This is a genomic window from Anaerolinea thermolimosa (assembly GCF_001050195.2).
In the GTDB taxonomy this organism is placed as follows: Bacteria; Chloroflexota; Anaerolineae; order Anaerolineales; family Anaerolineaceae; genus Anaerolinea; species Anaerolinea thermolimosa.
In genome coordinates, this window is the sequence record NZ_DF967966.1 from 78337 (window position 1) to 104630 (window position 26294).

Sequence of the window (26294 nt, forward strand, 5' to 3'; positions counted from 1 at the left end):
AAGAACATTCAACTGGAAAAAGTTGACTCATTAAGTTATGATTGACCCCGTCGTCTTTTGATCCGAAAGGGGTCTCCTGTGCCAAATCTTTCACGACGATCTTCCATTTTTATCCTCTTCTCCGTCCTCTTGCTGGTGGGGCAGGCCTGTGTGCTGGGCTCTCAGGCTTCTACCCCTGACTCTGCCGCGCCTGCAAGCCCCCGCGCTGGAACTGCCACACCGGTGATCAGGACTTTGCCCTCAGCGACAACCGATCCGGCATCGCGCTGTCCTACGCCCTCCGGTGCAACCAGCCTGTTCCTCAGCCGGGAAAACGGATTTTGTTTTCTTTACCCATCGGATTATCCCATTCAGCCCGATGGATTACGCCCTGAAGAAGCTTTTTCCATCCTTGGGCCGCACGAGCCGGGAGATTTTATGGAGCCGGTCGCACTGGTTCTGGGTATTTCTTATAATGGCCCTGCCGATGGCCTGACCAGTGCGGCGTATGCCGAACGCTGGTTTCAGCTCTATACCGCCGGGAGCGAAGCTTCTTATGAACCCTCCTCTGCCCGCATGGATGGTCAGGAGGCGGTCATCCTGTCCAACCTGCCGGGCTTTCCCGCCAGAAAAGCGGCTTTTGTGGTGGCCAACGGCATAAAGTATCAGATTTCTCTCTCCCCCCAGCCCGAGGCCTCAGCCATTCTGGCCGAAGACGCCACGCATTTATGGGAGACCGTCACCGGTTCGCTGGTGTTTTTCCCGCCTGAAAATGACCGTGTAACCGTGCGCGCCGATGAGGTGTGTCCGTCTCCAACGGCGGATACAGCGCTTTACCGCAATGATCTGGAGGGCTACTGTTTCCTTTATCCGGCAAGCTTTCAACCCGATCCGGCTTTGCCCGGCAGGGTAGAGGGTGGGCCGGTGGTGCTCAATCACCCGGACTTCGGTGAAGTGCGCATCTCGCTGACTCTGGGAACGATGGGGGTTTTCCCCGGTAAGACCCCCCGCCAGGTGATCGAAATGCGCGATGGTGGGATTGAATCGCTCAGCGAAATAACCATCGGGGGGTACCCGGCGGTGACCTTCCGCAACACCGAGGGGCCCTGGGCATCGCGGCAGGCGCTGATCCTGGTGCATGACGCGGCTTACACCATTGTGGCGCAACCCGATGAACCGGCGGCCTACGCTACGGAGTTCCCTTATTTCAATCAATTGTGGGATACGGTGGTGGGATCGCTGGCTTTTTTCACGCCCTGGCGCTAGGTGCGGAGGGTTCGGCCCCCTGCTGAAGGGCATCCCACTCGTGCAGGCGGGCATCAATGGTGGCCTGCAGTTGCACATATTGCTGGCCCAGCTCCTGCACCCTGGCGGGGTCGGGCGGGGGAGTTTCTAACAGGCGCCCTACCTGCGCCAGTTGTTTTTCCAGGGTTTCAATCTCCTGTTCGAGCTGTTGAATTCGCTGCTGGCGCTGGCGTTCGCGGTTGGTCGAGCGTCCTTCGGTGCGGCGGGTGGGAGGGGCAACCGGACGGGCGGGTTTTTCAGCGGTGGTTCGCGCGGCTTCTTCTTCGGCCAGCGTCTGTTTGTACTGGCTGTAACTCCCTTCGAACAGGCGCAGCGTGCCTGCTTCGGGGAGTACTTCCCAGATCTGCGTGGCCAGTGCATCGATCAGGTAGCGATCGTGAGACACGAGCAAAATCGTGCCTGAGAACGCCGCCAGTACGGCCTGGAGCACCTCCTGTGAGGGCAGGTCGAGGTGGTTGGTTGGCTCATCCAGGAGGAGCAGGTTGGCGTTGCTGAGCGCCAGAATGGCCAGCGCCAGGCGGCCCCGTTCACCGCCTGAAAGCACCTCCACCTTTTTAAAGACGTCTTCGCCGGTGAAAAGGAATTTTGCCAGGTAGTCACGAATTTCAGCCGGGCGCATTTGCGGGGCCGCGGCGCCAATTTCTTCCATGAGGGTTCGCTCGGGGCGTAAACCTTCGTGGGCCTGAGCGAAATAACCGATTTCCAGGCTCGAGCCGAGCAGCACCTCACCCTGCAGGGGTGGAATTTGCCCCAGAATGGTCTTCAGGAAGGTGGTCTTACCGGCGCCGTTCGGGCCAATGACTGCGGCGCATTCGCCGCGCCGCAGGGTGAGATCGGGCACGCGGAAAAGGATACGTCCCTCATCCTGATACCCCACCCCCAACCCTGAGGTGCGTAACACCAGATCTCCGGAACGCATGGCCGGGGTAAGGCGGAACTTCAGACTGCGCGGCTGAACGGGCGGGGTGATGAGCGCGGTTTCGAGCAGGCGCTCCAACCGCTTGAGGCGTCCCCGCGCCTGTTGCGTGTTTTGCCCGGCGATGTTCCGCCGGATAAATTCGTCCTCTTTTTCGATCAGTGCCTGCTGGGCTTCGTATTCTTCCATGCGCCGTCGATACCGTTCTTCTCGCTGGCGGAGGTAGGCGCTGTAGTTGCCGTTGTACTGTTCCAGCGCGGGGGTCATCTCCCAGATTTCGTGGACTACCTGGTCGAGGAAGTACCGGTCATGAGAAACGACCACCACCGCACCGGGCCAGTCGCGCAGGTAATTCTCCAGCCATTCTACGGCCTGAATATCCAGGTGATTGGTTGGCTCGTCGAGAAGGAGCAGGTCGGGCTCGCTGAGCAACAGGCGCGCCAGAAAAGCCCGGGTGCGTTCCCCGCCCGAAGCCCGGCTGAGCGGACGGTGGTAGTCGGCTTCGTCGAATCCCAGACCGGTGAGTGCCTGGCGGATGCGCGCTTCAAAGGTGTACCCTCCTGCCCGCTCAAAGGCTTCCTGCAGCCGCCCATAAGACTCGATCAGTTCATGATCGCCGGGGCGCTGGCTCATGGCGTGCTCCAGCCGGGCCAGCTCTGCCTGTTGATTAAGCAGGGAGCGGAAGGCGCTCAGGCATTCATCCCAGATGGTGCGGGTGCTCTCCAGAGTAGGGTTCTGCGGCAGATAGCCGATCTGCACCCCTCTGGCAAGGTGAACCTTTCCCTCCGAAGGCTCTTCTTCTCCGGCCAGCACGCGCAGCAGGGTGGTTTTACCCACCCCGTTGGCCCCCACCAGGCCGATGCGCGCCTGCCGGGGGATCGAGAGGTTGAGGTCTTTGAAAATATCCAGAGGGCCGTAGGATTTCCCCAGACCGGTGGCAGTTAAAAGGGACATAACAACCGACGTTGAAGGCGGGGGTTAGAAATCACGCAGGAGCACTGCTTCAGGGCCACGCCTGACCTCCCACGGGTAAACGATGTGAGCGTCGGTCACGGCGGCGTAATAATCAGGGCGCAGGGTTCCAAACAGACTGCGGTAGGGGTTGAAGTGGAGCACGCAGGTATAGGCGATCCCGGCGCTGCCGGTAATGCGATTCTTGACAGCGGTCATGGTGCGCCCCGAACCCCAGACGTCATCGACCACCAGAATGCGCCGACCACGCAGCAGGGTTTCATCGGGGAATTGCAGGAATTTAGGCCAGGCCAGCAGACGGGTTTTTTCGCGCTGTTTTTCCAGTTCCATCTCTGCCGGGAAATCTACTGAAGCCATGAAAAGATCGTTGATCTTAAGCGCTTCGGCCAGGATACCTCCGGGCACAATACCGCCATGGGTGATCACCACCATGGCTTCAAATTCCACCTCGAACTGCGGGATGAGATGATCGATTAATTGATCTACATCGTTCCAGGTTAAGATTTCTCGCCGCATGAACCGATCCTGTATGGATTGGATAAACAAATAATGGCTTTCGCAATTATAGCTTATAACAACGAAAGCGGGTCAACCTGAACATACCACTCGCCCAGGGGACGCCCGCGCAGTACCGAGGCCGGGTCGGGGCCGCGGAGGATGATTTGCCAGCGGTATTCTCCTCCCCGGCGGCTGAAGAAGCACGGCGCCGGGCCGATGATCTCGGTGGCGCGGAAGTCGCCCTCGTCGAGCCAGGTCTGAATCTGCTGGCTCATCCGGCGGGCTTCCTGCTCCAGGCGGCGTTCATCTCGATCACGCAGTTCCAGGCGCACCAGGCGCGCGAAGGGCGGATACCCCAGCTTTCGGCGGTAGGCCAGCTCTTGCCGCATGAAGCCCTCAAAGTCGTATCGGCTGGCGGCCTGGATGGCGTAGTGGTCGGGCAGGTAGGTCTGGAGCACTACCTTGCCCCCCAGCGGGCTGCGTCCGGCGCGCCCGGCCACCTGAGTGAGCAGTTGAAAACCGCGTTCCGCGGCGCGGTAATCGGGCAGTTGCAGGCCCACATCCGCGAGGATCACCCCCACCAGGGTGACGAGGGGCAAATCCAGACCTTTGGCCACCATCTGGGTGCCGATGAGCACATCGGCGCGGTGAGCGGTGAAGTGGGAGAGGATGAGGTCGTGGCTGTCTTTCTGGCGGGTGGTTTCCCAGTCCCAGCGCAGGGTGCGCACACCGGGGAAGCGCGCCTGCACCTCGGCTTCAACCCGTTCAGTGCCCAGACCCATCTGCCGAATGGAGGTGCTGTTGCAGGCGGGGCAGCGTTCGGGGAGCTTTCGGCGGTAATTGCAGGAATGGCAGATGAGGGCTTCTGGCCCGCTATGGTAGGTGAGGGGCAGGTCACAGCGGGGGCACTTCAACACGGCGCCGCACGCCCGGCAGAAAACATAGGTGGCCGCTCCTCGCCGGTTGAGGAAAAGGATGGCCTGCTGACCGTTTTCCAGCACCTGCTCCAGCTCTTTTTGCAGGATGCGGCTGAAGATGGTGCGGTTGCCGGCCTTCAACTCCTGGCGCATATCCACCACCTGCACGGGGGGAAGGTCGAGAATGGCGCGCTCCCCTTCCCGGGTTAACTCTGGCAGGGGGCGCCCCAGCTGCCGGAACTGGTGTGCCACAGCCTGGCGATGAGCCAGGATGCGCGTGGGCAGAGAAAGTACCGGCCACTGGCGTTGACGGGCACGGTAGAGCAGGTTAAGGTCTGGGGTGGCTGAACCCAGCAACACCACTGCGCGCGCCAGCCGCCCCAGCGCCAGGGCGGCTTCGACCGCGGAGTAGGCAGGGGGGAAGTCTTCCTGGTAATAGGATTCGTCGTGAAATTCATCCAGCACGATCAGCCCGGGATGAGGCAGAGGCATGAAAAGGGCACTGCGCGGCCCGATGATGATGGGGAGCTCACCTGAGCGCGCCCTGCGCCAGGTATCGTAACGTTCACCGGGGGAGAGGCGTGAGTGCACCAGCCCCACCTTGCCCGGGAAGCGGGCGGCGAAGCGCCGTACGGTTTGTGGGGTGAGGGCAATTTCAGGCACAAGCACCAGGGCCTGGCGGCCCTGCCGCAGGGTTTCGCCCACGGCCTGCAGGTAGATTTCTGTTTTTCCCGAACCGGTGATGCCGTGAAGAATGTGCGGGGGGGGCGCTTCTCCCTGCGCCGCCCGTTGAATGGCCGCTAGCACTGCTTCCCAGGCGGCTCCCTGGTCGCGCGTCAGATCGGGGGCTTCGTTGAGTACAAATTCAACCCTTTCCAGAGGGTCTCGCCAGATTTCCACTTCCTCGTAGGCGATCAGTCCGGCTTCAGCCAGGCGCTGAAGGTCAGTCGCGTTGCCGCCGCCTGCACTGGCAAACACCCAGGCTGGTTGCACCGGCTCATTCTGCCCGGCCAGAAAAGTCAAAATAGCCTTCCGGCGTGCCAGGACATGGGGCTTTTGACGGGGAATGGCCGCCAGACGGGTATCGATCTCTTCGGGAGGGATGGCCAGGCGCACCGCACGCGCCTGTTTGGGACGTGCAGTGGGCGGCAGTAACACCGCGTGAGCCACCAGCCAGCCGCGGCGCACCATGGCCTGGGCCACTGGCCGCCAGTTGACTCTGGGCAGGTGGGCATCAATCTGCCTTCTCCGCAGAGGGCCGCGTTCGCGCAGTAGAGCCACCAGGCGCGCCTGCACGGGGGTAAGCCCTTCTGAGGGGAGAGCCGGTTCGTTAAGGCGGTAAAGCAGGTCCACCTGCTGGCTGAGCCCCGGCGGGAGCATGAGGTCGAAACAGGTGGCCAGCGGGTAGAGCGTTTCATGCGCCATCCATTCGGCCAGTGCCAGCTGGATGGGGGTGAGCACGGGGGAGGGGTCGAGCAATTGCAGTACCGGGCGGGTTTCGGCCACTTCGGGATGTTCCAGGGTGCGCCAGACGATGCCCTGCACCTGTTTGTTTCCCAGAGGCACCACCACCAGACTGCCCGGGGCAACATGGTGCGCCCAGTCCTCCTCAGGCAGGTGATAGTGAAACATCCCGACGGTCACCGGCAGGTTTACCGCCACTTCAACATACACGGCCATACCTTCATTGTAATCGAAACCGCACCCTGTATTTACCCGGGATCTTCTCTGCCGGTGTTTGTCTGGCCGAATGTTTTGCAATTCCTGGTGGAGCCGTTCCACATCCATCCCATCTCCGCACCAGTGCAAGACATGGCGGCGGCTTAGTCCTGAGCCTTGTTCAATTCACCGAGCCGAAAAGGTCGGTCTTCACTGGCCGACCTTTTCGGAAGAGAGCCTGCTGAGTGATACCCGCGCAATGCGCAGGCGATCCATGCTCTCGACTCGCAGGCGCACATTTTCTTCGGGCACTTCCACCACCTCGCCCGGTTGAGGGATGTGCCCCAGTTTTCCCAGAATATAACCGGCGATGGTGTCGTAGTTGGGGTCTTCGAGGTGCAGGCCGAAGGTAGCATTGACTTCTTCGATGAGCATCAGACCGTCGAGAAGCGCCGAGCCATCGGGTTGCGGCTGAATCTCCGGCAGTTCGTGATCGAAGGGATCCTGCACCACGCCGACGATTTCTTCCAGCAAGTCTTCCAGCGTCACCAGCCCGGCGGTGCCGCCGTATTCATCCAGCACGATGGCAATGTGCTGGTGCCCTTGCCTGAATTGCACCAGTAGATCGTTGACGGGCAGGCTGTCGGGGATGAAAAGCACCTCACGGACGAGGTCACGGGCCACGCCTGAGCGTAATTCGTCCTGAAGCCAGCGCGCCATCAGGTCACGCAGGTGGATTACTCCGGTCACCTGGTCGAGGTTTTCTTCGTAAACCGGAATTTTCGTTACCCCTTCCTGTACTGCCAGGCGGATGACCTCACTGAGGGGGGTGTTCGCTTCAGCCGCCACGATCTCCGTGCGGGGAATCATCACCTGGCGCACCAGCAGACCGCTGAAGTCGATCACCGCCGAGAGCATCTCTCGTTCGGGCGGCTCAACGATTTTTTCGACTTCAGGAGAGGACACAATCTGACGCAACTCTTCCAGCGAGCTGACCGCCGCGTGGGCATTGCCATCCTGCGGCATGCCGATCAACCGCAGGATGCTCCGCGTGGCCCAGTCCAGCAGGTCGATAAACCCGCGAAAAACGACGGTAAAGACGTGCATGGGCCCGGAAGCGAGCAGGGCAAAACGTTCGGGGTTGCGGATGACGGCCACTTTGGGAACCTGCTCACCCAGCACCACATGCAGGCTGGTAATTACCACCAGCGAGAGCACGAGGGGAAGAGCCTGAATGATCCCCTGGAGGAAACGCAGTTGCGCTGGCAGGAGCAAGTTATGAAAGAAAGGGGCGAGCCAGGCTTCAAAGGCATTTTCGCCCACCGCACCCAGCGCCAGGCTGACCAGGGTGACGCCGAGCTGAGACGCGGCAATAAGCCGGTCACGTGAGGCGTCGTTTTCCAGCCATTGAGCCACCCGCCGGGCGGCGGGACTGTTGGCGTCGCTCAGCACTTCCAGCCGGGTGCGCCGTGAGGTGACCGCGGCAAATTCTACCCCTACGAAAAATCCGTTCAGGGCGATGAGGACAAGAATTAATAAAATTTGGCCTGGAGTCATTCAGTTTTTATCGAAGCACTGCGGCGGCACCGTAGCCAACCACAGAAGAGTCATCTCCGGTTTCTTCTCCGGAGTGGCTGTAATGTAAGACAACCACCTGCTTTCCCCCCAGTTCGCGGCAGGCCCAGAGTACGGCGGCCACCGCCGCCACGCCGCAGGCAAAGCCCTTTCCCTGGCGCTCGGCCTCAAAGAGAGCCTCTGGGGTGAAGCTCTCGAAGCGGCGGAGCATCTCGGCATCGAGCTGGCGGGCCACTTCGGCAGGGTAAAAATGAGAGAGATCGGTGCTTGCCACCAGCAGCGTGCGCCGCCTGCCCGCAACCCGTGCCAGGGCCTGCCCGGTGAGCTGTGCCACCCGGGGCGACTGACTGCGCAGCATCACCGGTAGCAGGCGGAAATCTCCCGTCAGCGCCGCCTGCAGGAAGGGGATTTCAATTTCCAGCGAATGCTCGGTGTCGTAGGCGACGTGCGTCAGGTCGATTTCCAGGTCACTCAGGGCTTGCTCCAGCTCGGTGCGCGCGGGCTCATCCACCCAAACCGGCCCCAGCGGTGTGGCGTAGGCGCGGTGCGCGGTGGTCAACACGGCACCAGGGTAAGGCGCGTGCATGGGCGAAACAATGATTACCAGCTCCGGGGCTTGCCCGCGCACCGCTGCGAAGGCATGCCCGGCGGTGCGCCCCGAATAACGATGCCCGGCGTGAGGAGCAATGACAGCCAGAACTTCCCCTTCCAGTGCGGGTAGCCGGGCGCCATCGAGGTAACGCTGTACCTCGCGGCGCAGGCGAGTGGCATCGCCGCTGTACCAGGTTCCGGCAATCGGTGAGGGTCGAATCTCAGCGATCGTGCTCATCGTTTTTATTTCTGCAAATAATTGTGCGGATTGACGCGTACCCCTGAGGCGTTCATCAGCTCGAAGTGCAGGTGCGGCCCCGAAGAGCGCCCGGTGCTTCCCATCGCACCGATGGTTTCGCCCTGAGATACACTCGCTCCGCAGCCGGTGTAAATTTGACTGAGATGGGCATAGAGGGTTTGCCAGCCATTGCCATGATCAATGACCACCACATAGCCATATCCCCAGTCATTCCATCCAGAATAGACCACCACACCCGAATCGGCGGCGTAAATGGGGTTGCCCAGCGCGCCGGCAATATCGATGCCCCAGTGGTTGGTTTCGGGAGAATAGTCATAGCCAGAGAGCCAGGTCTGGGTGGTCGGCCAGACGAAAGTGCCCTGCCCGATGTACCCGTCGTATTGCGTGCCACAATAACCGGGGCCGAAGATTTTCGCCTTGGCGGGGTCTGTCCGGCTGATCAGCGGGGCGCTCCAGGAAATGAAATCTCGTTTGCCACCCGGCACAAAAATGGGGGTGTCGGGAGGAATGTTGGGCTTGGAGAGATCGCCCAGGGTTTCACGGTTCAGGCGGTTGCCTGGCCAATCGATGATCACGTCCGGGGTGACGCTGAAGAATTCCGCGACCTTGTTAAGGCTATCTCCGGCATGCCATTTATAAAGCACACCATCCATGGGCAGGATGTTCAGCTTCATGCCGGGTTGGAGGCGGTGGGGGTCGTCGGCGAGCGCGTCAAAGTTACCCCAGAGGATGGTTTGCGGTTTGAGACCAAATTTTTCGGCGATGGCAAAGACGGAATCGCCTTTCTGGACTTCGTAAGTGGTGATCTCGAAGCGCGGCCGGCTCGGTCGCGAAGTGTGAATCTGCGCCAGGCGTGGAATGCCTTGATCGTATGCCAGCTCCGCCAGAAGGGTCAGCGGAGGCGCCGGGACGGTGGGGGTGGCGGTGGGCAGGGCCGCCGCCAGGGCAGCAGAGTCATGGTCATTTTCGATTTGCCCGTTTAAATACAAACTTCCCATCACCCAGATGACCAGCAGCACCAGGATAATGGAAGCCACTACGGTACCGACGCGCAGAGCCATTTCGCCGAGCCCCAGCCGCAGCAACCTTTCCCAGATTTCATTCCAACGGTTTTTGTTTTCGGCCGCTGGTTCCTGCTCGTCAGGAAGCTGGGCGGGGGAAAGACTCGAATCCTCGCTCATTGTTCTATTGAATACCTCTTTGAGCATGATAACACAGGCCGCATGAGTGGTCAAGCCGGGTTCGGTATGTTTGGATACAGGCTTCTCTCAGAAAGGGTGGAAGGTTCAGGGGAACAACCGCCTGGCTTTGATTTCGGCCACGGCATCGGGGCGGTAGCGATAAAGGCGCGCGGGGCGACCTTCGCCGGTGCGGAGGGTGCCCGTAGGCTCGATAATCTGCGCTTCAAGGATGCGCCGCCGGAAGTTGCGCTTATCCAGCTGTTCGCCAAGGATCATTTCGTAGGTCTGCTGAAGGTCGCTGAGGGTGAAGGCTTCGGGGAGCAGTTGAAACCCGACGGCGGTATATTCCAGCTTGTAACGCAACCGGCGCAGAGCGTAGGCCAGCACTTCACGGTGATCTTCAACCAGGGGCGGGAGAGCATCCACAGGGAACCATCGAATCGAAACGTCGTCTTTAACTGCAGGAGAGGCTACTGCCCCTGCGGGGAGCAGAGCGAAATACACCACCGAAATGACCCGATCCTTGCCGCCGCGCCCGGCCTCGCCGTAGGTGTAGAGTTGTTCGAGATAGGTTTCACGCAAACCGGTCAGACCATTCAATTGCTGACTGGCAGCTTCTTCGAGGGATTGATCCTTCAGAATGCGCCCGCCGGGAATTTCCCACAGCGGGGAGGGCGTGCTTCCTGCCGAAACCAGCAAGACGTGCAAGCGCTCCTCGCGCAGGCTGAAGGCGATCACCCGCACCTCAAGGTTGGGGAGAAAGCTATCCTGATCGATCATTCCTGTTCGTTTTCCCGCTTTCATTATATCCGAACTCTTCTTCCGGCGCCCCGCCCTGTCATGAGGGCGGATGTATTTGGGAGAGTATCCGCCGGGGTTGCCCATTTTCACGTATTTCGAGTTATGATACAGAAGATGCACCCTGTTTGGGGAAGGAGGATGGCATGAAGAGATCACGTCTCATGATTCCGCTGGTGGTTCTGCTGATGGCCGCCCTGGCCTGTAATTTTCCCGCTCAGGCTACGCCAACGCCGGGGGTGCTCCCCCTGGAGCTGACCGTGACCGCCCTGTTCCGTACGGCTGCCGCCCTGCCCCCCACCCAAACGCCGCTTCCACTGGTGAGTACGGCTACCCAGCCGCCCCGTGACCGCCCTGTTCCGTACGGCTGCCGCCCTGCCCCCCACCCAAACGCCGCTTCCACTGGTGAGTACGGCTACCCAGCCGCCCCCTACCCAGCCCGCTCCTACCCAGCCGCCGCCCACCCAGCCTCTTCCTACCGCTACCCAGCCGCCAGCTCCCACGGCCACCCAGGTGCCGGTGCGCCCGGGGGCCAGGGTGGAGGCGACCTTCATGAGCACTCCGCCAGTGATCGATGGCGACTGGAGTGAGTGGAAAAAGGTGGCCAGGGAGTACCCGGCCACGCATGTGGTCTTTGGAAAAGCGAACTGGAAAAATGAGGACGACCTGGCCGGGTCTTATTATGTGGGCTGGGACCTCTCCTATCTTTATCTGGCGGCCAAGGTGCGCGATGATCAATACGTGCAGGTTGCCCAGGGGCAGGATCTGTACAAAGGGGATAGCCTTGAGCTTCTGATCGACCTGGACCTGCTGGGCGATTTTTATTCTGCTCAGCTGAACGGTGATGATTATCAGATCGGTATTTCACCTGGCCGTCCCACGATTGGCGACAACAACCCTGAAGCCTATCTCTGGTATCCATCGAGCAAAGCGGGCAAGTTGAACCATGTGGCGATCGCCGCGCGGTATGAAGGGGCCATCTACCGCGTGGAGGCCGCCATCCCGTGGAGTGTTTTCGGGGTCATTCCCTATAAAGGGATGCGCATGGGCTTTGCCTTTTCGGTCTCTGATGATGACCGGCCCGGAAATGCCGTTCAGGAAAGTATGGTCTCCAGCGCAGCCGGACGCACCCTGACCGACCCAACCAGCTGGGGTGAGGTGACGCTGAAATGACCCTTTATCATATTGCTTCTGAAGCTGACTGGGCACGTGCCCGGATGGAGGGCGAATACACCGCCGACTCATTGAAAACGCAGGGTTTTATCCATTGCTCCACCCGGGCACAGGTGATCGACGTGGCCAATGCGCTTTTTAGAGGGCGCACCGACCTGGTGTTACTGCTCATTGATGAGAGCCGCCTCCACGCACCGGTGCGCTACGAAAACCTGGAAGGCGGCACCCGGCTTTTTCCGCATCTTTATGGTGCGCTTAACCTTGATGCCGTGGTGCAGGTGCTGCCCTTCCGGCCCGATGCGGAGGGGAGGTTTTTGGTAAATTCATAAGGATAGAGCAAATCAAGCGACTCTTTTTAACTTTTGGAAAAAAAGATTGTTGCGTTTATGTCTTAAAAGGGCTACTTTAGTGGTTAATGCTATTCGTGATCATTTATGGTTTGATGGTTATTTTCTTGTTGATGAAAAGTCTGCTGGCAACTTTGAAATGCACTTGGTGAGATCCAGATTCCTGGTTCTACCTTGATGTAATGAGTATCAAGATAATTAATCAGAGTTGATAAATAAGTTTTAACTGGGTAACCCCAGATTACGCCATCCAAACCTATTATAACTACTGCTTTTTTGGTAATAGATAAATCATTTATAACCTCATTCTGACCAATTTCGGCTACCCAGGGGGTCATAAAGTGGTATTTCGAAGCAGGATATCGATTTGCTATAAAATAAAATAATGGGTCAAGTGGGTAAATCAAGTAATCAAACCTATGCCCTTCACATTCATACTTAAGATAGTTATTTTTTCGTTCATAATAACTTTGAAGTTGATCTTCAAAATTTTTTTTATTTTCCTCGAAATCAAAAACAATAGTTCGTGCTGCACTGAATAAAAGAGCAATTAAAAACCATAGTAAAGTGAACTGCATTCCAATATATATAATCTGTGGAGAGAATTTACGCTTCTTGGTTTCCCAATTAGAAAATGTGAATATTGTAATTGTTGATATAGCGACCATAATAAAAGCCAAAGCTTGAAATCCTACACCTGTCCTAGGAAATAAAGTACAGGTAATGAGATATAAAAAGAAGCCTCTAAAGTCTTTCTTGATGATTACGAGTGCAATTGAAATAATAATGATTCCGAGGCGAAAATAGAACCCTCCAAATAGCCAATGATCAATCGTGGTTTGAATTGGGAGCGATAGGTCTCTTACTAATTCGTTATAATTTCTGAAATTAGGATTTAGAACAAATAACCCATTTACAAATTGGCGCAGTGCAGAGGAAAATGGGTTAAGTGAACTAATTCTTGTATAGTGGGAATATATATTAACATTAAAGAGTATTGCCTCGTTTATAAAGTCATTTAATGAACCATTTATAATAAAAACCAAGGATTGAATTCCAATAACGAGGATGAATGGGAAGAAAAGTATCGTGACGAATTTAAAGATTTCCTTTTTCGATAATGGTCTGAAATTAAAAATTATAAAAAAAGCGCTGCCTAAAAGTAAAATTCCTGATGCTGGTAAAGCTTGAGGGTCTGAAAGAGTTGTCAACCCACATAATAGACTTATCCAAAGGATTGGTGCTACAGATAATTTTTTGGACAATGATAAAAACGTAATTACTGATGCAGCCAGGAAAGTACCCGTGATAGCATGATATAAAACCAGATTCCCTAAGTAAAAAAAACTTAATCCACTCCATATAAAGACAAAAAGAGCAACGGGCAAAAAATTTTTTATTAGAAAAGCGGTGATTAAAAATATTATTATCCAAAGACCGACAATCGACATTCTGATAGCAACAAAATCATTACCAAGTAATTTAACCATACCAGCTACCCAGTAGTAAACCAAAGGTGGATGGTGAGAAAAAATGTCTGAATATAATTTAAATCCTTGGGTTATTAACCATCCAGTAGTGATATGATCTCCCTCATCAACGAATAAGATGGAATATTTAGTCAAAAGTGAAATAAAGATACCTAAAACAAATAGGACGATTCCCAAAATAGTTTTCGCAGTTTTAATTTGAGGTGACGATGATTGGGGTAAATTGCTTTGTACTTTGATATATTCAGAAAGCAGGTATAGTTCGAATAGAAAAATACTTACCCAAGAAAGAAAGGGCCATAACTTTGAAATATAAAGTGGTGATATTGAGTAGAGATAGAGAGAAGTTATTTCGGTTAATACAAATAGGGACAAACTAACAACTTTAATTAGATGATGTTTATTAAGAAGAATCTTTTGAATATTATTTTCAAATATAGAATGGTATTTAAACTGAACAAACAGCGTTAGCCCTAAAATAAGAATAGATAAAAAACAAAAGATTAATAGGGAGAATTTTTCGATCGAATATCCTAGAATAATTGGTTTCTCAATAGATTGTTCGGATAGTAATAGTCCTATACTAGCCAGGCCTTGAAGGATATTCATTATTACAAAGAGGGTTATTGCATTAGTGTTTTTTCTCATGAGTTTTCAAGTCGGGTCCAATATTTACTTTGCAATTTTACTTCGCCTTTCCAGTCTTGATCTAATGTTCCTCTCCTGAAATATGTCATGCAATTTACTGATAATTCACCAATCCGTTCAGCTCATCAGCAGAAAGTTTGATCGTTTTTAGTTTCCACTTTACTCGGCCTTTATCTCAAATATTACTATGGTGGTTGTTTTCGGAATATTAAATTCTGCTTTGTGTCATTATTCACCAATCCATTCATAAAAGTGGAATTTTTCCCAAGATTTTTAGGGCAAATACGGTCGTTGGTTCATAGGTTGACACATCAATATAACTTTTGTAAATGAAGCATAGAATTGCAAGCTCCGGGTATCACCTGTGATTGGGATTTTTCTCATACCACGGAGCTTGCAAAGTTTGGGTCGAGATTGTGTTTTGGGTTTAAAAAGTGTAAATTAATAACTCGTTAGCTTTTCCACCTTCACCACCCGGGTTGCGGTACGCCCTTCGGTGCAGACCAGTCCCACGGCGCCGCTGTGCAGGGGGTGTTCAGGGTCTTCCGCTTCGAAGAGCTTTTCGCCGTTCACCCAGGCGCTCAGATGGTTGCCGTTGCCTTCCAGGGCCAGCAGGTAGGTTTGCCCGTATTCCCACGCGAAGGGGGCTTCGGCGAGAACGCTGGTCTGGTCGTACCACTGTTTGATGAGGCGTGCCCTGCCCCCCGGAGCGAGCAGGAGGGCATAATAGCGCCGCAGGCCCTGAACGCGGATCGCCAGCCCCGCCGCATTGACCATGTGCGGGGTTACATCGGCTTCTGCGCGGTAGTTCTCCCAGTCCAGTGTGCCCTGAATAAGCAGACCGGTGCCTTCGTTCTGGATCAGCCGGAAAGGTTCATCCCAGCTCATAAAATCGGTCACGGCATTTACCCAGGCCAGTCGCCAGGCGGGGTTGGTACCCTCGGGGCGGGTGAAGAGCACCGTTGGGGCGCCTTTCCAGTCCAGATAGTCAAGATACAGTGTGCCGCGAGCTCCCTGGGGTGATTGAATTTCCAGCCCAATTTCGGCGATGGGCCAGCCACCGGTTTCGGGAATGGGCCAGGTGAAGGTATATTCCTCTCCGGCGACCAGGGTGGTTTCGGGGCCGTAGAGGCGTGTCAGCCCGCCTTCTGGTGCGTGGCATTGCAGGTAGAGCCGGCAGACGGCCGGCTGGGCGTTGTTGGCATCTGCCACTATCCCGGCGCTCACTACCTGCCCCGGGTAGAGGGTGGGGCTGGCAAAGAGTGAGTAACTGCGCATCTGAAGCGCTTCAGCGGGGAGGAAAGTTGGGGTAGCCACCCGTGCTGGCTGTCCGGGGGCTGTGTGTGCATAATGGATCGCCAGGCTGTGACGTCCGAGCCGGCTGTGGCCGATGACATTTTCGATCTGGGCCGGGCCGCGCCCCTCGACCAGTGGCTCAACGCGAAAGCCCTGCACCGCCCCGGGTAACTCAAAGTGAAAGCGTGCCCCGCGCTTGGGGTGCACCGGGGGCAGGCCAGCCAGCGTGCGGCCAATATTGGCCACCCGGAAGGCCACCTGAACAGCATCGGTAATGCATGAGCCGCCTTCAGCCGTGGGCAGGTAAAGCCTGTCAGCCACCGGGCCGCGCCAGTCGGGGCCGGCATGGATGCCCTGCAGACCATTCTTGATGCCCATCAGGCACCCCACATTCCCGCTGTTGCAATCGGTGTCCCACCCGGCGGTGTTGGTGATCATGAGCGTCTTCTGGAAATCATCTTCTCCGTAGAGCAGTCCCAGAAGGATGAGCGCATGGTTGGGTACCATGTGGCAGTTTCCACCATAACGGTCATAACCGTAATGTTGCACAATGAGCTTTCGGGCTTCACGCCAGTCGGGGGTTTTCTCACGCCAGTCACGCAGGTCGGCGATCAGGCGGTAGATGAGCGAGTCGCGGGGGATGAGAGAGGTAGCCACATCCAGCAGGCGGTTGAGGCTGGGTTCAATGAAGGCCTGGGATTCCATGGCGGCCAGCACTTGCGCACCGTAAATGGCTTCACCATCATGGCTGACCGAAGCAGCGCGGCGCGCCAGGTCGGCGGCCAGGTCGGGCTGGCCCGGGGCCACCATGGCCCAGCCATCGATGAAAATCTGTGCGCCGATTTGCTCCGCAACCACCTTGCCGTTCAAGGCTATCGACCCGCTTTGCGGGGCTGGAATGCCCTTCTTCAGGCGCAGATAGGCTGTATGCTCGGTGGAGTTACCCAGCCCACCCCACCAGAGCACGGTGCGCCCTTCGATCAGATAGTTCAGCCAGGTTTGACCGATTTGCGCCGGGGTGATGTTTCGGTCGTGGTCAAAGTCTGGCAGGGCGCGCAAGAAGGTGAAGGTGCCGGAGATATCATCATCGGTAACGACCAGGGGAACACCGCGCTTCTCGTGGACGTAATACCACACCTCGCCCAGCTCAGCCATAATTTTGTCGTACGTCCAGCCTTCAAATGGCCGGCCCAGATAGACGCCGATAATCTTTCCCAGCACACCGGCGTAGACTTTTTCTTCGTAATTTGCAGGAAGAGCCATAGTATTACTCCTTTTACCCCTTCAAGCCACCTTGGGTCAATCCTTCGATGAACCTTCTTTGCATTAACAAGAATAACACCACAAGAGGAAAGATCATCATCACTGCACCTGCGCTTGTGAGACCCCAATCACGCCCCCCGTACGCGGTGGAAAAATTATAGTAGCTGGTTACTACCGTAAAGAGTTCCTGCTTGGTTAAAAAGACCGTCGCCAACAGGTATTCATTCCAGACGCTGAGCCCTACGACCAGTCCCACAGTCAGGAAGGCCGGCCAGGCGAGTGGTACGACCACCCTTTGAAAAACATCCCACTCACCGGCCCCATCGACCCTGGCAGCATCTTCAAAATCGCTGGGTATCTGAATCATGTATGAGCGAAGCAAAAAAATGGAGAAGGGAGCATTTGTTGCTACATAAATGATGATCAACCCAAGCAGGTTGTTTACCAAACCAAGTTTTCTCCACAGGAAAAAGAGCGGCACGAGGAAGAGCTGGATGGGTAAGCTGGAAGAGATCAGCATATACATGGTAAGAATTCCTGAGCCGGGTAAATTCAATTTAGCAATGCTGTAAGCAGCCATCCCACTCAAGATGAGTGTGGCAACAACGGTACCGGCCACTAAAATTAACGTATTGGGCAGAGTCTTTCCAAACTGGCCGACAACCCACGCTCGTGGATAGTTTGAGAGGATGATCTCTCTGGGAAACCCTATGAGGTTTCGGCCAGCATCGGCAGGGGTTTTCAGTGAATTAAATACCAGGATGACAAGCGGCCCAATAGCAAAGATTACCAAGAGGAGTACAATAATGTAATTGGGTACCAAACTGGAAGTTCGGCGTGGGAACAAAAATCGCATCATATTTCCCACCCTCTCTTTCTAAGGATTTGGAATATTCCAATAATAATACCTGCGAAAAAGCTCATGGTCAGGCCGATCGCTGCGGCATAACCTGCGTTGAAACGCTGGAAGGCATTTTTGAATACAAGAATGCTCAATAACTCTGAAGCGCCTGCCGGGCCTCCTTGGGTTGTAATCCATACGTAGTCAAAGGCCAGGAAAGACCAGATTCCGGTCATGAGTAACATGAATACAAGGGTGGGGCGAATACCAGGTAATGTTACATGGATAAATTCATTCCATCGATTCGCGCCATCAATCTTTGCCGCGTCGTACAGTTCCTGCGGAACGCTTTGCATTGCGGTCAGGAACAGCACCATTAAAAATCCCCACCAGTGCCAGTTATCCACAAAGGCAGCCGCTAATAATGCTGTGTCGGTACGGCCAAAATACGCAATGTTTAAGAAAGGCATTCCCAGGCGAGCCGCCACTCCTCCCAACCCAATATCAATGTGAAGCAAATCTTTCCAAATACTTGCCGTGATCACACTGGGCAAAATATAAGGAATAAATAGGATGGCCCGGAAGAAGAGCCCTCCCTTTTTCAGGGGCGCAATCAGACTGGCTGCAATGAGAGCCATTGCAATGGGAATGGTCAGGAAGAATAATAACCAGATCAGATTATTCTGGAAAGCGTGGATATATTGCCTGTCAGTGGTAATTTTTTGGAAATTCGCGAGCCCGATAAATTTAGCGGGTCCAATTCCATTCCACTCTGTTAATGAGAAGTAAATTGAACTGATGGATGGACCAAGTACCACCGTCATGTGAATGAGGAGAATAGGCAGTACAAATAATACAGGAATTACTTTTCGATAAAAAAACTGCTTGGTTATCTTCGGTCTTGTGGGTGAGGAAAGGTCTTTCTTAATTAAGGTTCCCATAAAAGCCCCTTATCAATTTCTGTGGGCGGATATCGAAAGGATACCCGCCCACAGAAGGTTTCTCAAGTTACAGGTTACTTTCGTTCGGGAATAGGCGGGATGTTCCCTGCCTTGAGTTCTTCCTGGAAAAGATCGTTCAGGCCTTTGAGGTAATCCTGTACGGTTACCTGTTTTGCCCAAACCTTCTCGATCTCATCGTAAATATATACGTCCGATTTCGGCGGCCAGAACGTCCAGGTAGTATACCCATACTGCCCATTTGCAGCTGCTTTACTGAGCTCTTCGATCAGGCGGGCGCGTCGTGGATCAATACCCTTCAGCTGTTGGGTGGTAAGGTTAATGGGGGCTGGAGCGATACCGCATTGAGTGATGCTAATAGATTGGGCTTCAGGAGAGAAGTAATAGGTAAGGAACTGGGCTGATTCTTTAGGGTATTTGGTCGCTGCATTGATCGAGTATGTAGAACCGATCCCTAAGGTGAATAGGGGAGAGCCATCTGTGGTTGGGAAGGGCACCCAATCCCAGTCATTGGAATTGTTGGCTTTTTCACCAAAATAGTTGCCGATGGTTCCCATCCACCAGGTTCCAGATGGCGCCATGGCAGCTTTTCCATCACCCAGAGCTGTTAGGAATTCAGTGGATTTTGTTGTGTAGTATCGGTCCAGGCTTCCCATGAAATCGCCATTCATAAACAGTTGATTCATGGTATCGATTGCTTTTTCAAAATCTGGATCCGTCCATGGGATTTTTCCGGTCAGAGCATCATAGACTTTCTGGGGACCAGCCATGTGATTGACGAAGATACTCCAGTAGTGTTCATCAGCGGGTTTCCAATCGGAGTTACCCGCAGCATTGGGGATTAAACCGGCCGCTTTGATATCTTCGACGAGTTTGAGGTATTCGTCAATGGTTTTTGGCGGTTTCCACCCATGCTGTTCAAACACTGTTTTGTTGTAATAGAGTACCAGGGTTTCAATTTCATGAGGGATGCTGTAGAGTTTACCATCCACCTTACCAAGGGAAAGCGCCCATGGTAAGAATTGTTTATCCCACCCGAATTCCTGGGCATATTGATCGAGGGCGAGCAACTGACCGGCTTTTGCCATCTCATAAGCAAAAGATGGGCCTGGGGTAATCACAATATCAGGGCCACCGCCTCCTGTGATAGCAGTGCGGGTTGCATCCCACGAGTTCGCCAAAGGCTGGGCTTCCACAGTGAAGCTGTTGCCTTTTTTGTTGAAATTGCCCACAATGTTATCAATCATGCATTGCAATTGTGTGGCGTCGCCCCCGGAGTCTAGCCACAGGGTAATGGTGGGTTTTTTCTCAGAGGTTTGCCCGGATTCAGTCGTCCCGCCGGTCTGTTGCGAAGCCGGTGCCTGGGTGCTGGAAGGTGCACACGAAGCCAGGAGTAACGTGGCAACAACGAGCACAATGACGAAGCGTCTCATAAGGTTCATTTCTCCTCCTGTTGAGCAGGTCAATACAAAATGGCTGATTGATCTGAATGATTTACCGGTTAAGCTGCCGGTACATCAACAAAAAAAGATGGTTACTTCCTGATATTCATCACCTCCAATTTCTCAGGCTGATTCTCTTATGACTAACTCATAGGGCATTTCCACCACTCTTCCCCCCGCTGGGGCATGACCGTTCAGGCGCTCAATCACCAGCTGTGCGGCGCGGGCTCCCATCTCATGCTGGAACTGACGAATGGTTGTGAGTGCAGGGGTAACTAAAGAAGCGGCGGGAATGTCGTCAAACCCAATAACACTGAGGTCATCGGGCACGCGTAGTCCGGCCTCGCGGATAGCTTTCATAGCCCCAATGGCCATGAGGTCGTTGGCGGCAAAAATGGCTGTAGGGCATTCACCGGGGGGGCGTTGTAACAATCTGTGCATTCCTTCGTAGCCCCCACGCTCATCGTAGGTTTCCACTTCGATGATGTCAGACTCGAGGTGCTCTTCAACCAGGCGCAGTGCCTGTAAAAAGCCTTCGCGGCGGGCTTCACGTGGGCCGAAAAAGCCGGTGATCATCGCCAGCCGTCGATGTCCCTTGCGAAGCAGATAGGTTGTGGCGTCTCGTGCGGCGGCCTGATTATCGACATAAATATTATCCAGGGGAAGTTCTCCCGCAGAATGCCTGCGAACTTCCAGGCGAGCTACGGCGATGTTTTGCTCGAAGAGCGATTGCAGGTCTCGCGCGTGGAGGTGGAAGAAAACACCCACCACCCCATCTGCCCGCCCCTGTCGTGCCAGATGGATGACTTTGGCTTCCCGGTTAGCATCAGCCTGGGTGTTGTAGATGATGATCTCGTAGCCATTGGCTTCGGCGGTATTTTGCACCCCGCTTACAAATGCCGGGTAAAACGGGTTGGTGATAGAGGGGATGATGCAGGCCAGAGTATGCGTGCGGGTGGTGCGCAGGGTACGAGCGGCGCTGTTGGGAATATACCCCAGTTGCCGGATGGCCTCGAGGACTTTGGTACGTGTCTCTGGAGGCACGGATTGGGTATCAGGGTTGTTGAGTACCAGCGAGACGGTGGTTTGAGACACTCCCGCAACCCGTGCGACATCAAATTGAGTGGGTTTCCTCTGTTTCATTCTGGCTGACCGGGGTTCGGAAGGGGCCTGCTTCAAGAGATAATACGTAACACTAATACGTATTATAACGAACTAAAAAAAAGAGTCAAGCGTTTTGGGTCAATGTGTCTGTCCCAAAAATGGTGGGCGACTTTTGAAACCCCACATATGGGGGCAAATCCACCTGATTTACAACTTTTTATCACCATATGTGGCAAGCAATCAAAAACCAACCAGATATGGGACAAACACGGGTCAATGGATGAGCCCATCCACACGAATGGCATGAGTGGCCAGATGCCCTTCGAAAACCGTCAGGGCAATCCCCCCTTCCAGCAAGGGTCGGTCGGAATCAATCTCATCAAAAAAGAGCGTATTTTCAACCCAGGCCTGCAGGCGGGGACCCGCCGCTGTGAGAGTCAGCCGGTATGGATGCCAGATTTCCCAGTCGAATGGCATTTCTGCCAGAATATGCTCTCCATCCCGGTATTTGCTCAACCGCACTTTTCCCCCCCGTATCAACTCCAGTGCGTAAAAACGTTCCAGCCCCTGGACCCGCACGGCAATTCCACCTCGCTCAAACAGGGCTGAGGTGATCACCGAACTGGTTGTGTAATCTCGCCAGCTGCGTGTTCCGGTGATGATCATTCCCCGTCCGCGGTCCTGGATGATCCGAAAGGCGTGGTGAAAACGATTTTCCCAGTGATCCACGGCCTGCACCCAGGCTCGTCGCCAGATCTCAGGGTATTTACTATCAGGGCGCTGCGGGCGGCGGAATTCCACCCGGGGGCACCCATCCCACCCCAGGCGGTCCAGCGTGATCCTGATGGAAGTGGGGTGCGCGGGCAAGGCCTGCCCTGCGGGTACCCTGGCCTGAAGGCCAATTTCAAAGATGGGGCAACCGTTAAGTTCAGGAATCGTCCAGAAAAGCTCCACCTCTTCTCCGGGGGGCAATGGAGCCAGATCTCCAGCGAGAAGTTCTGGTTGATCCAGTGCGTTGTAAAAACGCAGAAACAGCCCAACTTCCAGGGTGCACACGTTGGCAGGGTTAGCTGTTACCAGAGCCACCACCTTTTGCCCCGGGTAAAGGGCGGGTGAGGCCAGTAAGGGATAATTTCCGGTGAGTTGAAGATCCTCGGGCAGAATAAAGGTTGCTGTAGATGCACGAGACCACACGTCGGGCCGGGCAGGTGTAAAGTGAACCTCTAATCCTTCCCCCAGAGGATTGGACAGACGTGCATTCTCTGCCCGAAACCCCTGAACACTCCCGGGCATACAAAAATGAAAGTGTGCCCCTTCTTTTGGAGAAATTGGGGGCAGGTGTTCCAGAGCTCGCCCTATGTTCACCACATGGAGGGCTTCCGTCAGAGCATCGGTGATAGCCCGGCCACCATCGGCTGTAGGGAGGAACAAACGATCGGCAACCGGTCCCCTCCAGTCTATTTGGCCATCAAAAGCAGATAACCCATTGCGGATGCCCAGCAGGCAGCCCAGGTTCCCGGCGTTGCAATCGGTATCCCAACCGCAGGAACAGGTTACGCTCAGTGATTGTGAAAAGTCGCCCCGCCCGTATAGCAAACCGAGCAGGAAGAGAGCGTGGTTCGGGATGATGTGACACCCCCCGATGTATTTTTTGTATCCGTAATTTTCAGAAATTCGCCTGTACGTTTCACGCCAGTTGCCATCTTGAGCAACCCAGCGTCGCACGTCCTGAGCCAGTTTACTGATGAGGGATTTGGGTGGAATAAAAAGGAGACCTGAATCCAACAGGTGATCGATGTCTTTTTCGACAAAAGCCAGCGATTCCATCGCGGCGATCAACCGGGCGGCGTTGATGGCCTCATCATCATGGCTGACCCGCGCCGCGCGCTCGGCAAAATCTGCTGCCAGTCTGGGGTTACCCGGAGCAATCATGGCCCAACCATCGATGTAGATTTGAGCGCCGATCTGGTTGGCAATGACTGGGCCATTCAACTCTATCGAACCGCTTTTGGGGGCCGCGATGCCCCGTTTGAGATTGAGATACGCTGTATGTTCGGTAGAATGGTATAACCCGCCCCACCAGAGGATGGTGAGGTTTTCAATGATGTAGTTCAACCAAGTTTGGCCAATTTGAGCGGAAGTAATGGCAGGGTCATAGTCATAATCTTCGATGGCTCTCAAGAAGGTAAAGGTTCCAGCGATATCATCATCGGTAACCACGATGGGTTTTCCCCAGCATGGGCTCAAATAGGAGTGTATCTCACCGACCTTCTCGACAATTTCCTGGTAACGCCAGTTTTCTACGGGCCGGCCCAGATAGACGCCGATAATCTTTCCCAGCACACCGGCGTAGACACGTTCGAGGTAATCGGGAGGAAGACTCATATTCACCACCGGAAAATATAAAACTAATGGGCGATTCGCGCCAGCGGATGCGCAAAGACGGTGTACGCCAGCCAGGTGGGGTCACCCGCGGGCTTGATGGCCAGCCGCGCCTCGCGCACAGCCCGCCCAACCGGCAGACCGCCGAGCAGGCGTGGGTACAGCTCGCGGGCGAAGAAATAAGCCGTGCGGTCGTAAATAGCCCAGTGAGCACCGATGAATGCTCCGGCCCCGGCGGCGAGAAATTGCCTTGCCCATCCACCTGCATCGGTCAGCGAGATGCCCCCCTGGCCAATCTGGCAGGCATTCAGGAAGACGAGCGGAGAGGTACGCCCAAGGTTGGCGGCTTCACCACTGAGGCGAATGGGGGTGAGTGTTTCCTGTTCGTCCAGGATCATTTCTGCCTGGTTGGGGTCTTTGCCGCGCGCCGCGCCATGCCCGCTGAAGTGCCAGCCATCATAGCTTCCGGTGCTGAAGGCTTTAAACAGATCAAGATAACGTGCCGGGATGGGTTCCACCTGCCGCCCGTTACCGGCCAGGCTGAGTAAAAATTGTAATTCAGCGGCACTGTAGGGCAACCCTGAGGAGGCAGGCACTACCACGGCGAGCCTGCTCAAATGCAGGGCCGGTTTGATGCCCGTCCCCGGGAGCCAGCGGGTCATCTCGAAAGCCTCACAGAAGAACGCTCCCTCGGTTTTTCTTCCATGTTCCATGCCGGTCAGCCGGCACAGCTCCCACGGCACCCACGGTTCGGCAGATTGAATGAATACCGTACGAATGCGCTCCCTCAGCGACCAGAGCAGTTCCTGCACCTCAGATGGAAAGAGATGTTCAAAGAGGAAAACCCCCCATCCTTCAAGTTCACGAGAAGCGCGGGATTGTTCATCCACAGAGGTCAGGGGCAGGCCTTCGATTTTTCGGTAGAAATCACTGAAAAACGCCCCCGGCTCAGACTGGAAGAGCACCGGCCCGTACTTTTTCAGGTTGAGGTTAAGGGAGGTGTCGCTGGCGCTCAGATACATCACGAACCCGCTCCGCCCGGTTCCATCACGGGTTTCTTCGATGTGCAATGAAAGGTCCGGGGTCTCTACCTGTACCTCGGCCAGAGGTTGGCCGAATTGCACACGTTCTCCCCCGGGAGGAGCTTCAGCCGGGGCAGGCACCACCTGCGGGTTCAGGCGCAGATACCCGATCACTGCTCCCTCGCGAAAGACGATCACCCGCAAATCGCCTTCGCCCGGCTCGATGGCCCGCAGAGTGAAGCGTAAGGGAAGGTACTCATCAGGGCTTCCCACCACCAGCCGACCGCGCGGCTCTCCTTCTACCTCAAGGCCGCGGCGGGCCTGAACAATCACGTCCAGCACACTGCCTGCCGGTTGCTCCACTTCAAGCCCGGGCCCACCAGGGCGGCCTCTCCTGCGAGAGAGCTTCACCCTGAGCACGGCTCTGGTGCCGAGGGCCAGGCTGGCGGGAAAATCAGCCTTGAGGTAGCGCTGCAACAGGCGTGCCCCCCGGGGACGCCCGCCTTCCAGAATTTCGGCGCGAAGAGCGCCTGCCAGCGGATGTACATATCCTACCGGGCGCCCATCTTCAAGGACCACCGCTGGCTGGTTGCCTGTGGTTGCTTCTCCCGCGCCAAGCACCGGGCTTGCGCGCCACTCATGCAGGTCGAGTACAACCTCTACCGGCATCTCCGGTGGGGCGGTGCGCAGAAAGTCTTCGGCTTCGTGCCGGGTGTAGAGGTAATAATAATCCTGATCTCCCTGGAGCCGATGCACCACTACAGCCACTGATTGACCGGCCTCCAGGAGGGCCAGGCTGAATCTGACCGACCAGTTTCCCTCCAGGAGGATGAAATCGTCTCGCGAGAGCTCGCGCGCAGATTGCATGGTTGGTTCTGCCTTCTGAAGGCTCAATGTTCGCGGGTCATTCGGCGCAGTTCTTCAGCGCCGGCGGCCCATGCCTGCAGGGCCTGACTCATATCAGCCTGGGCGCGAGGAGCAGGGGCGGCCTGCATCTGGCTGGCCAGCTGGTTGGCCTGCTCAGCCAGTTCCCCGATGCGCTCTCCCATTCTTTTGCTTTGCGCTATGGCCTGTTCCCCTTTTTGAATGGCCTGTGCCGCCTGTTCCTGAGCCTGGGCGGCGCGCGCTTCTGCCGGGATGCGCCCAAAGTAATATCCGAGCACCACCCCAAGCAGACCGGTCATCACGGTAAGAATATCTTTAGCCTGGTTGAAGCGCGCTTCATCGCCAATGGTGCCGATCAGGGTCCTTACCAGGGAGATGGTCGTCCATACCAGCAGGATGGCGATCAGCGCAGTCACGGCTTCTTTAAAAATCTGGATAAAATCCTCGGTTTTGAAACCCCGCGGTGAGGGTTCAGCAGGGGCGGGCTGAGGAACAGGGGTAGCAGGGGGCATAGGTGATTCTCCTGAAGGGGCAGAGGGTGGGGTCTCGGTTGACGGCTGGGAAAGAGCGAAAGGATCAGGTTCAAGAAGGCGGGCAACCGCCGGAAATTCCATCACCAGCTGGCGCAACTGCCCGGCGACCTGCTCCGGGTCATCGCCCGCAGTGAGGGCATCGGTCAGGGCAAAGTAGCGTGCCTCAAAGGTTTGCCAGCCTTCGGGGGTGAGCACCTCTCGGATTTGCGTGCGGTGCGATTCGATTTGTTCAATCCATTCTCTGGCAGTGGTCATGCTT

General features: G+C 55.5%; 20 protein-coding genes. 3 read left to right on the top strand and 17 right to left on the bottom strand.

The window, feature by feature from the left end; all coding sequences use genetic code 11:
* Positions 1-78: 78 nt before the first annotated feature.
* Positions 79-1245, top strand: coding sequence for a hypothetical protein (locus ATHL_RS15815; protein ID WP_062195818.1), 1167 nt, complete (start codon positions 79-81; stop codon positions 1243-1245).
* On the opposite strand, the gene ATHL_RS15820 is transcribed toward ATHL_RS15815, so the two are convergent.
* The 8 genes from ATHL_RS15820 to ATHL_RS19000 form a co-directional block, all read right to left on the bottom strand.
* Positions 1229-3154 (bottom strand): ABC-F family ATP-binding cassette domain-containing protein, encoded by a 1926-nt coding sequence (locus ATHL_RS15820; RefSeq protein ID WP_062195820.1) that lies wholly within the window; start codon positions 3152-3154, stop codon positions 1229-1231. The two genes, ATHL_RS15815 and ATHL_RS15820, sit on opposite strands and share 17 nt — an antisense overlap.
* A gap of 24 nt (positions 3155-3178) precedes the next feature.
* Complete coding sequence (locus tag ATHL_RS15825) at positions 3179-3688, bottom strand: phosphoribosyltransferase (protein ID WP_062195822.1); 510 nt, start codon at positions 3686-3688, stop codon at positions 3179-3181.
* Between the two features lie 53 nt (positions 3689-3741).
* The gene (gene priA, locus ATHL_RS15830) at positions 3742-6267 is read right to left on the bottom strand and encodes a replication restart helicase PriA (RefSeq protein ID WP_162787765.1); all 2526 of its coding nucleotides are present in this window, start codon (positions 6265-6267) and stop codon (positions 3742-3744) included.
* A 189-nt stretch (positions 6268-6456) separates the two neighbouring features.
* Positions 6457-7803 carry a hemolysin family protein gene (locus ATHL_RS15835; RefSeq protein ID WP_062195825.1) on the bottom strand — a complete coding sequence of 449 codons (1347 nt, stop codon included), beginning with the start codon at positions 7801-7803 and terminating at the stop codon, positions 6457-6459.
* 7 nt (positions 7804-7810) lie between these two features.
* On the bottom strand, positions 7811-8650 hold the full coding sequence (gene amrB / locus ATHL_RS15840; protein ID WP_062195827.1) for an AmmeMemoRadiSam system protein B: 840 nt from the start codon (positions 8648-8650) through the stop codon (positions 7811-7813).
* Between the two features lie 5 nt (positions 8651-8655).
* Positions 8656-9852: a peptidoglycan DD-metalloendopeptidase family protein gene (locus tag ATHL_RS15845; protein ID WP_062195828.1), complete on the bottom strand. Its 1197-nt coding sequence runs from the start codon at positions 9850-9852 to the stop codon at positions 8656-8658.
* 105 nt (positions 9853-9957) lie between these two features.
* On the bottom strand, positions 9958-10656 hold the full coding sequence (locus ATHL_RS15850; protein WP_062195830.1) for an NUDIX hydrolase: 699 nt from the start codon (positions 10654-10656) through the stop codon (positions 9958-9960).
* Between the two features lie 149 nt (positions 10657-10805).
* On the bottom strand, positions 10806-11204 hold the full coding sequence (locus tag ATHL_RS19000) for a hypothetical protein (protein WP_162787766.1): 399 nt from the start codon (positions 11202-11204) through the stop codon (positions 10806-10808).
* On the opposite strand from ATHL_RS19000, the gene ATHL_RS15860 reads away from it, so the two are divergent.
* Together ATHL_RS15860 and ATHL_RS15865 are read left to right on the top strand one after the other, a co-directional pair.
* Positions 11203-11823 (top strand): sugar-binding protein, encoded by a 621-nt coding sequence (locus tag ATHL_RS15860; RefSeq protein ID WP_062195833.1) that lies wholly within the window; start codon positions 11203-11205, stop codon positions 11821-11823. The genes ATHL_RS19000 and ATHL_RS15860 overlap by 2 nt on opposite strands.
* A complete protein-coding gene (locus ATHL_RS15865; RefSeq protein ID WP_062195834.1) occupies positions 11820-12152 on the top strand; it encodes a DUF952 domain-containing protein in 333 nt (110 codons plus the stop codon). Before ATHL_RS15860 ends, ATHL_RS15865 begins: the two co-directional genes overlap by 4 nt.
* 89 nt (positions 12153-12241) lie before the next feature.
* On the opposite strand, the gene ATHL_RS15870 is transcribed toward ATHL_RS15865, so the two are convergent.
* The 9 genes from ATHL_RS15870 to ATHL_RS15910 all read right to left on the bottom strand — a co-directional run bounded on the left by ATHL_RS15870 (position 12242) and on the right by ATHL_RS15910 (position 26290).
* Entirely contained in the window at positions 12242-14269 is a 2028-nt protein-coding gene (locus tag ATHL_RS15870; RefSeq protein WP_201798012.1) for an ArnT family glycosyltransferase, read from the bottom strand.
* Positions 14270-14749: 480 nt separating this feature from the next.
* Entirely contained in the window at positions 14750-16867 is a 2118-nt protein-coding gene (locus ATHL_RS15875; protein WP_062195837.1) for an ADP-ribosylglycohydrolase family protein, read from the bottom strand.
* Positions 16868-16880: 13 nt separating this feature from the next.
* A complete protein-coding gene (locus ATHL_RS15880; RefSeq protein ID WP_201798013.1) occupies positions 16881-17726 on the bottom strand; it encodes a carbohydrate ABC transporter permease in 846 nt (281 codons plus the stop codon).
* A complete protein-coding gene (locus ATHL_RS15885; RefSeq protein ID WP_062195841.1) occupies positions 17723-18649 on the bottom strand; it encodes a carbohydrate ABC transporter permease in 927 nt (308 codons plus the stop codon). The genes ATHL_RS15880 and ATHL_RS15885 overlap by 4 nt, the downstream gene beginning before the upstream one ends.
* A gap of 74 nt (positions 18650-18723) precedes the next feature.
* Positions 18724-20109, bottom strand: coding sequence for an ABC transporter substrate-binding protein (locus tag ATHL_RS15890; protein WP_062195842.1), 1386 nt, complete (start codon positions 20107-20109; stop codon positions 18724-18726).
* Positions 20110-20232: 123 nt separating this feature from the next.
* Positions 20233-21252, bottom strand: coding sequence for a LacI family DNA-binding transcriptional regulator (locus tag ATHL_RS15895; RefSeq protein WP_062195844.1), 1020 nt, complete (start codon positions 21250-21252; stop codon positions 20233-20235).
* Between the two features lie 234 nt (positions 21253-21486).
* Entirely contained in the window at positions 21487-23598 is a 2112-nt protein-coding gene (locus ATHL_RS15900; protein WP_062195846.1) for an ADP-ribosylglycohydrolase family protein, read from the bottom strand.
* A gap of 23 nt (positions 23599-23621) precedes the next feature.
* Entirely contained in the window at positions 23622-25484 is a 1863-nt protein-coding gene (locus ATHL_RS15905; protein WP_062195847.1) for a CHAT domain-containing protein, read from the bottom strand.
* Between the two features lie 23 nt (positions 25485-25507).
* Positions 25508-26290, bottom strand: a complete 783-nt coding sequence (locus tag ATHL_RS15910) for a hypothetical protein (RefSeq protein ID WP_062195849.1) — start codon at positions 26288-26290, stop codon at positions 25508-25510.
* Positions 26291-26294: the final 4 nt, after the last annotated feature.

Coding starts and splice junctions, on each gene's coding strand:
- ATHL_RS15820 (WP_062195820.1), bottom strand. CDS start 3,154: ATGTCCCTTTTAACTGCCACCGGTCTGGGGAAATCCTACGGCCCTCTG.
- ATHL_RS15825 (WP_062195822.1), bottom strand. CDS start 3,688: ATGCGGCGAGAAATCTTAACCTGGAACGATGTAGATCAATTAATCGAT.
- priA (WP_162787765.1), bottom strand. CDS start 6,267: ATGGCCGTGTATGTTGAAGTGGCGGTAAACCTGCCGGTGACCGTCGGG.
- ATHL_RS15835 (WP_062195825.1), bottom strand. CDS start 7,803: ATGACTCCAGGCCAAATTTTATTAATTCTTGTCCTCATCGCCCTGAAC.
- amrB (WP_062195827.1), bottom strand. CDS start 8,650: ATGAGCACGATCGCTGAGATTCGACCCTCACCGATTGCCGGAACCTGG.
- ATHL_RS15845 (WP_062195828.1), bottom strand. CDS start 9,852: ATGAGCGAGGATTCGAGTCTTTCCCCCGCCCAGCTTCCTGACGAGCAG.
- ATHL_RS15850 (WP_062195830.1), bottom strand. CDS start 10,656: ATGAAAGCGGGAAAACGAACAGGAATGATCGATCAGGATAGCTTTCTC.
- ATHL_RS15860 (WP_062195833.1), top strand. CDS start 11,203: ATGAGCACTCCGCCAGTGATCGATGGCGACTGGAGTGAGTGGAAAAAG.
- ATHL_RS19000 (WP_162787766.1), bottom strand. CDS start 11,204: ATGAAGGTCGCCTCCACCCTGGCCCCCGGGCGCACCGGCACCTGGGTG.
- ATHL_RS15865 (WP_062195834.1), top strand. CDS start 11,820: ATGACCCTTTATCATATTGCTTCTGAAGCTGACTGGGCACGTGCCCGG.
- ATHL_RS15870 (WP_201798012.1), bottom strand. CDS start 14,269: ATGAATATCCTTCAAGGCCTGGCTAGTATAGGACTATTACTATCCGAA.
- ATHL_RS15875 (WP_062195837.1), bottom strand. CDS start 16,867: ATGGCTCTTCCTGCAAATTACGAAGAAAAAGTCTACGCCGGTGTGCTG.
- ATHL_RS15880 (WP_201798013.1), bottom strand. CDS start 17,726: ATGATGCGATTTTTGTTCCCACGCCGAACTTCCAGTTTGGTACCCAAT.
- ATHL_RS15885 (WP_062195841.1), bottom strand. CDS start 18,649: ATGGGAACCTTAATTAAGAAAGACCTTTCCTCACCCACAAGACCGAAG.
- ATHL_RS15890 (WP_062195842.1), bottom strand. CDS start 20,109: ATGAACCTTATGAGACGCTTCGTCATTGTGCTCGTTGTTGCCACGTTA.
- ATHL_RS15895 (WP_062195844.1), bottom strand. CDS start 21,252: ATGAAACAGAGGAAACCCACTCAATTTGATGTCGCACGGGTTGCGGGA.
- ATHL_RS15900 (WP_062195846.1), bottom strand. CDS start 23,598: ATGAGTCTTCCTCCCGATTACCTCGAACGTGTCTACGCCGGTGTGCTG.
- ATHL_RS15905 (WP_062195847.1), bottom strand. CDS start 25,484: ATGCAATCTGCGCGCGAGCTCTCGCGAGACGATTTCATCCTCCTGGAG.
- ATHL_RS15910 (WP_062195849.1), bottom strand. CDS start 26,290: ATGACCACTGCCAGAGAATGGATTGAACAAATCGAATCGCACCGCACG.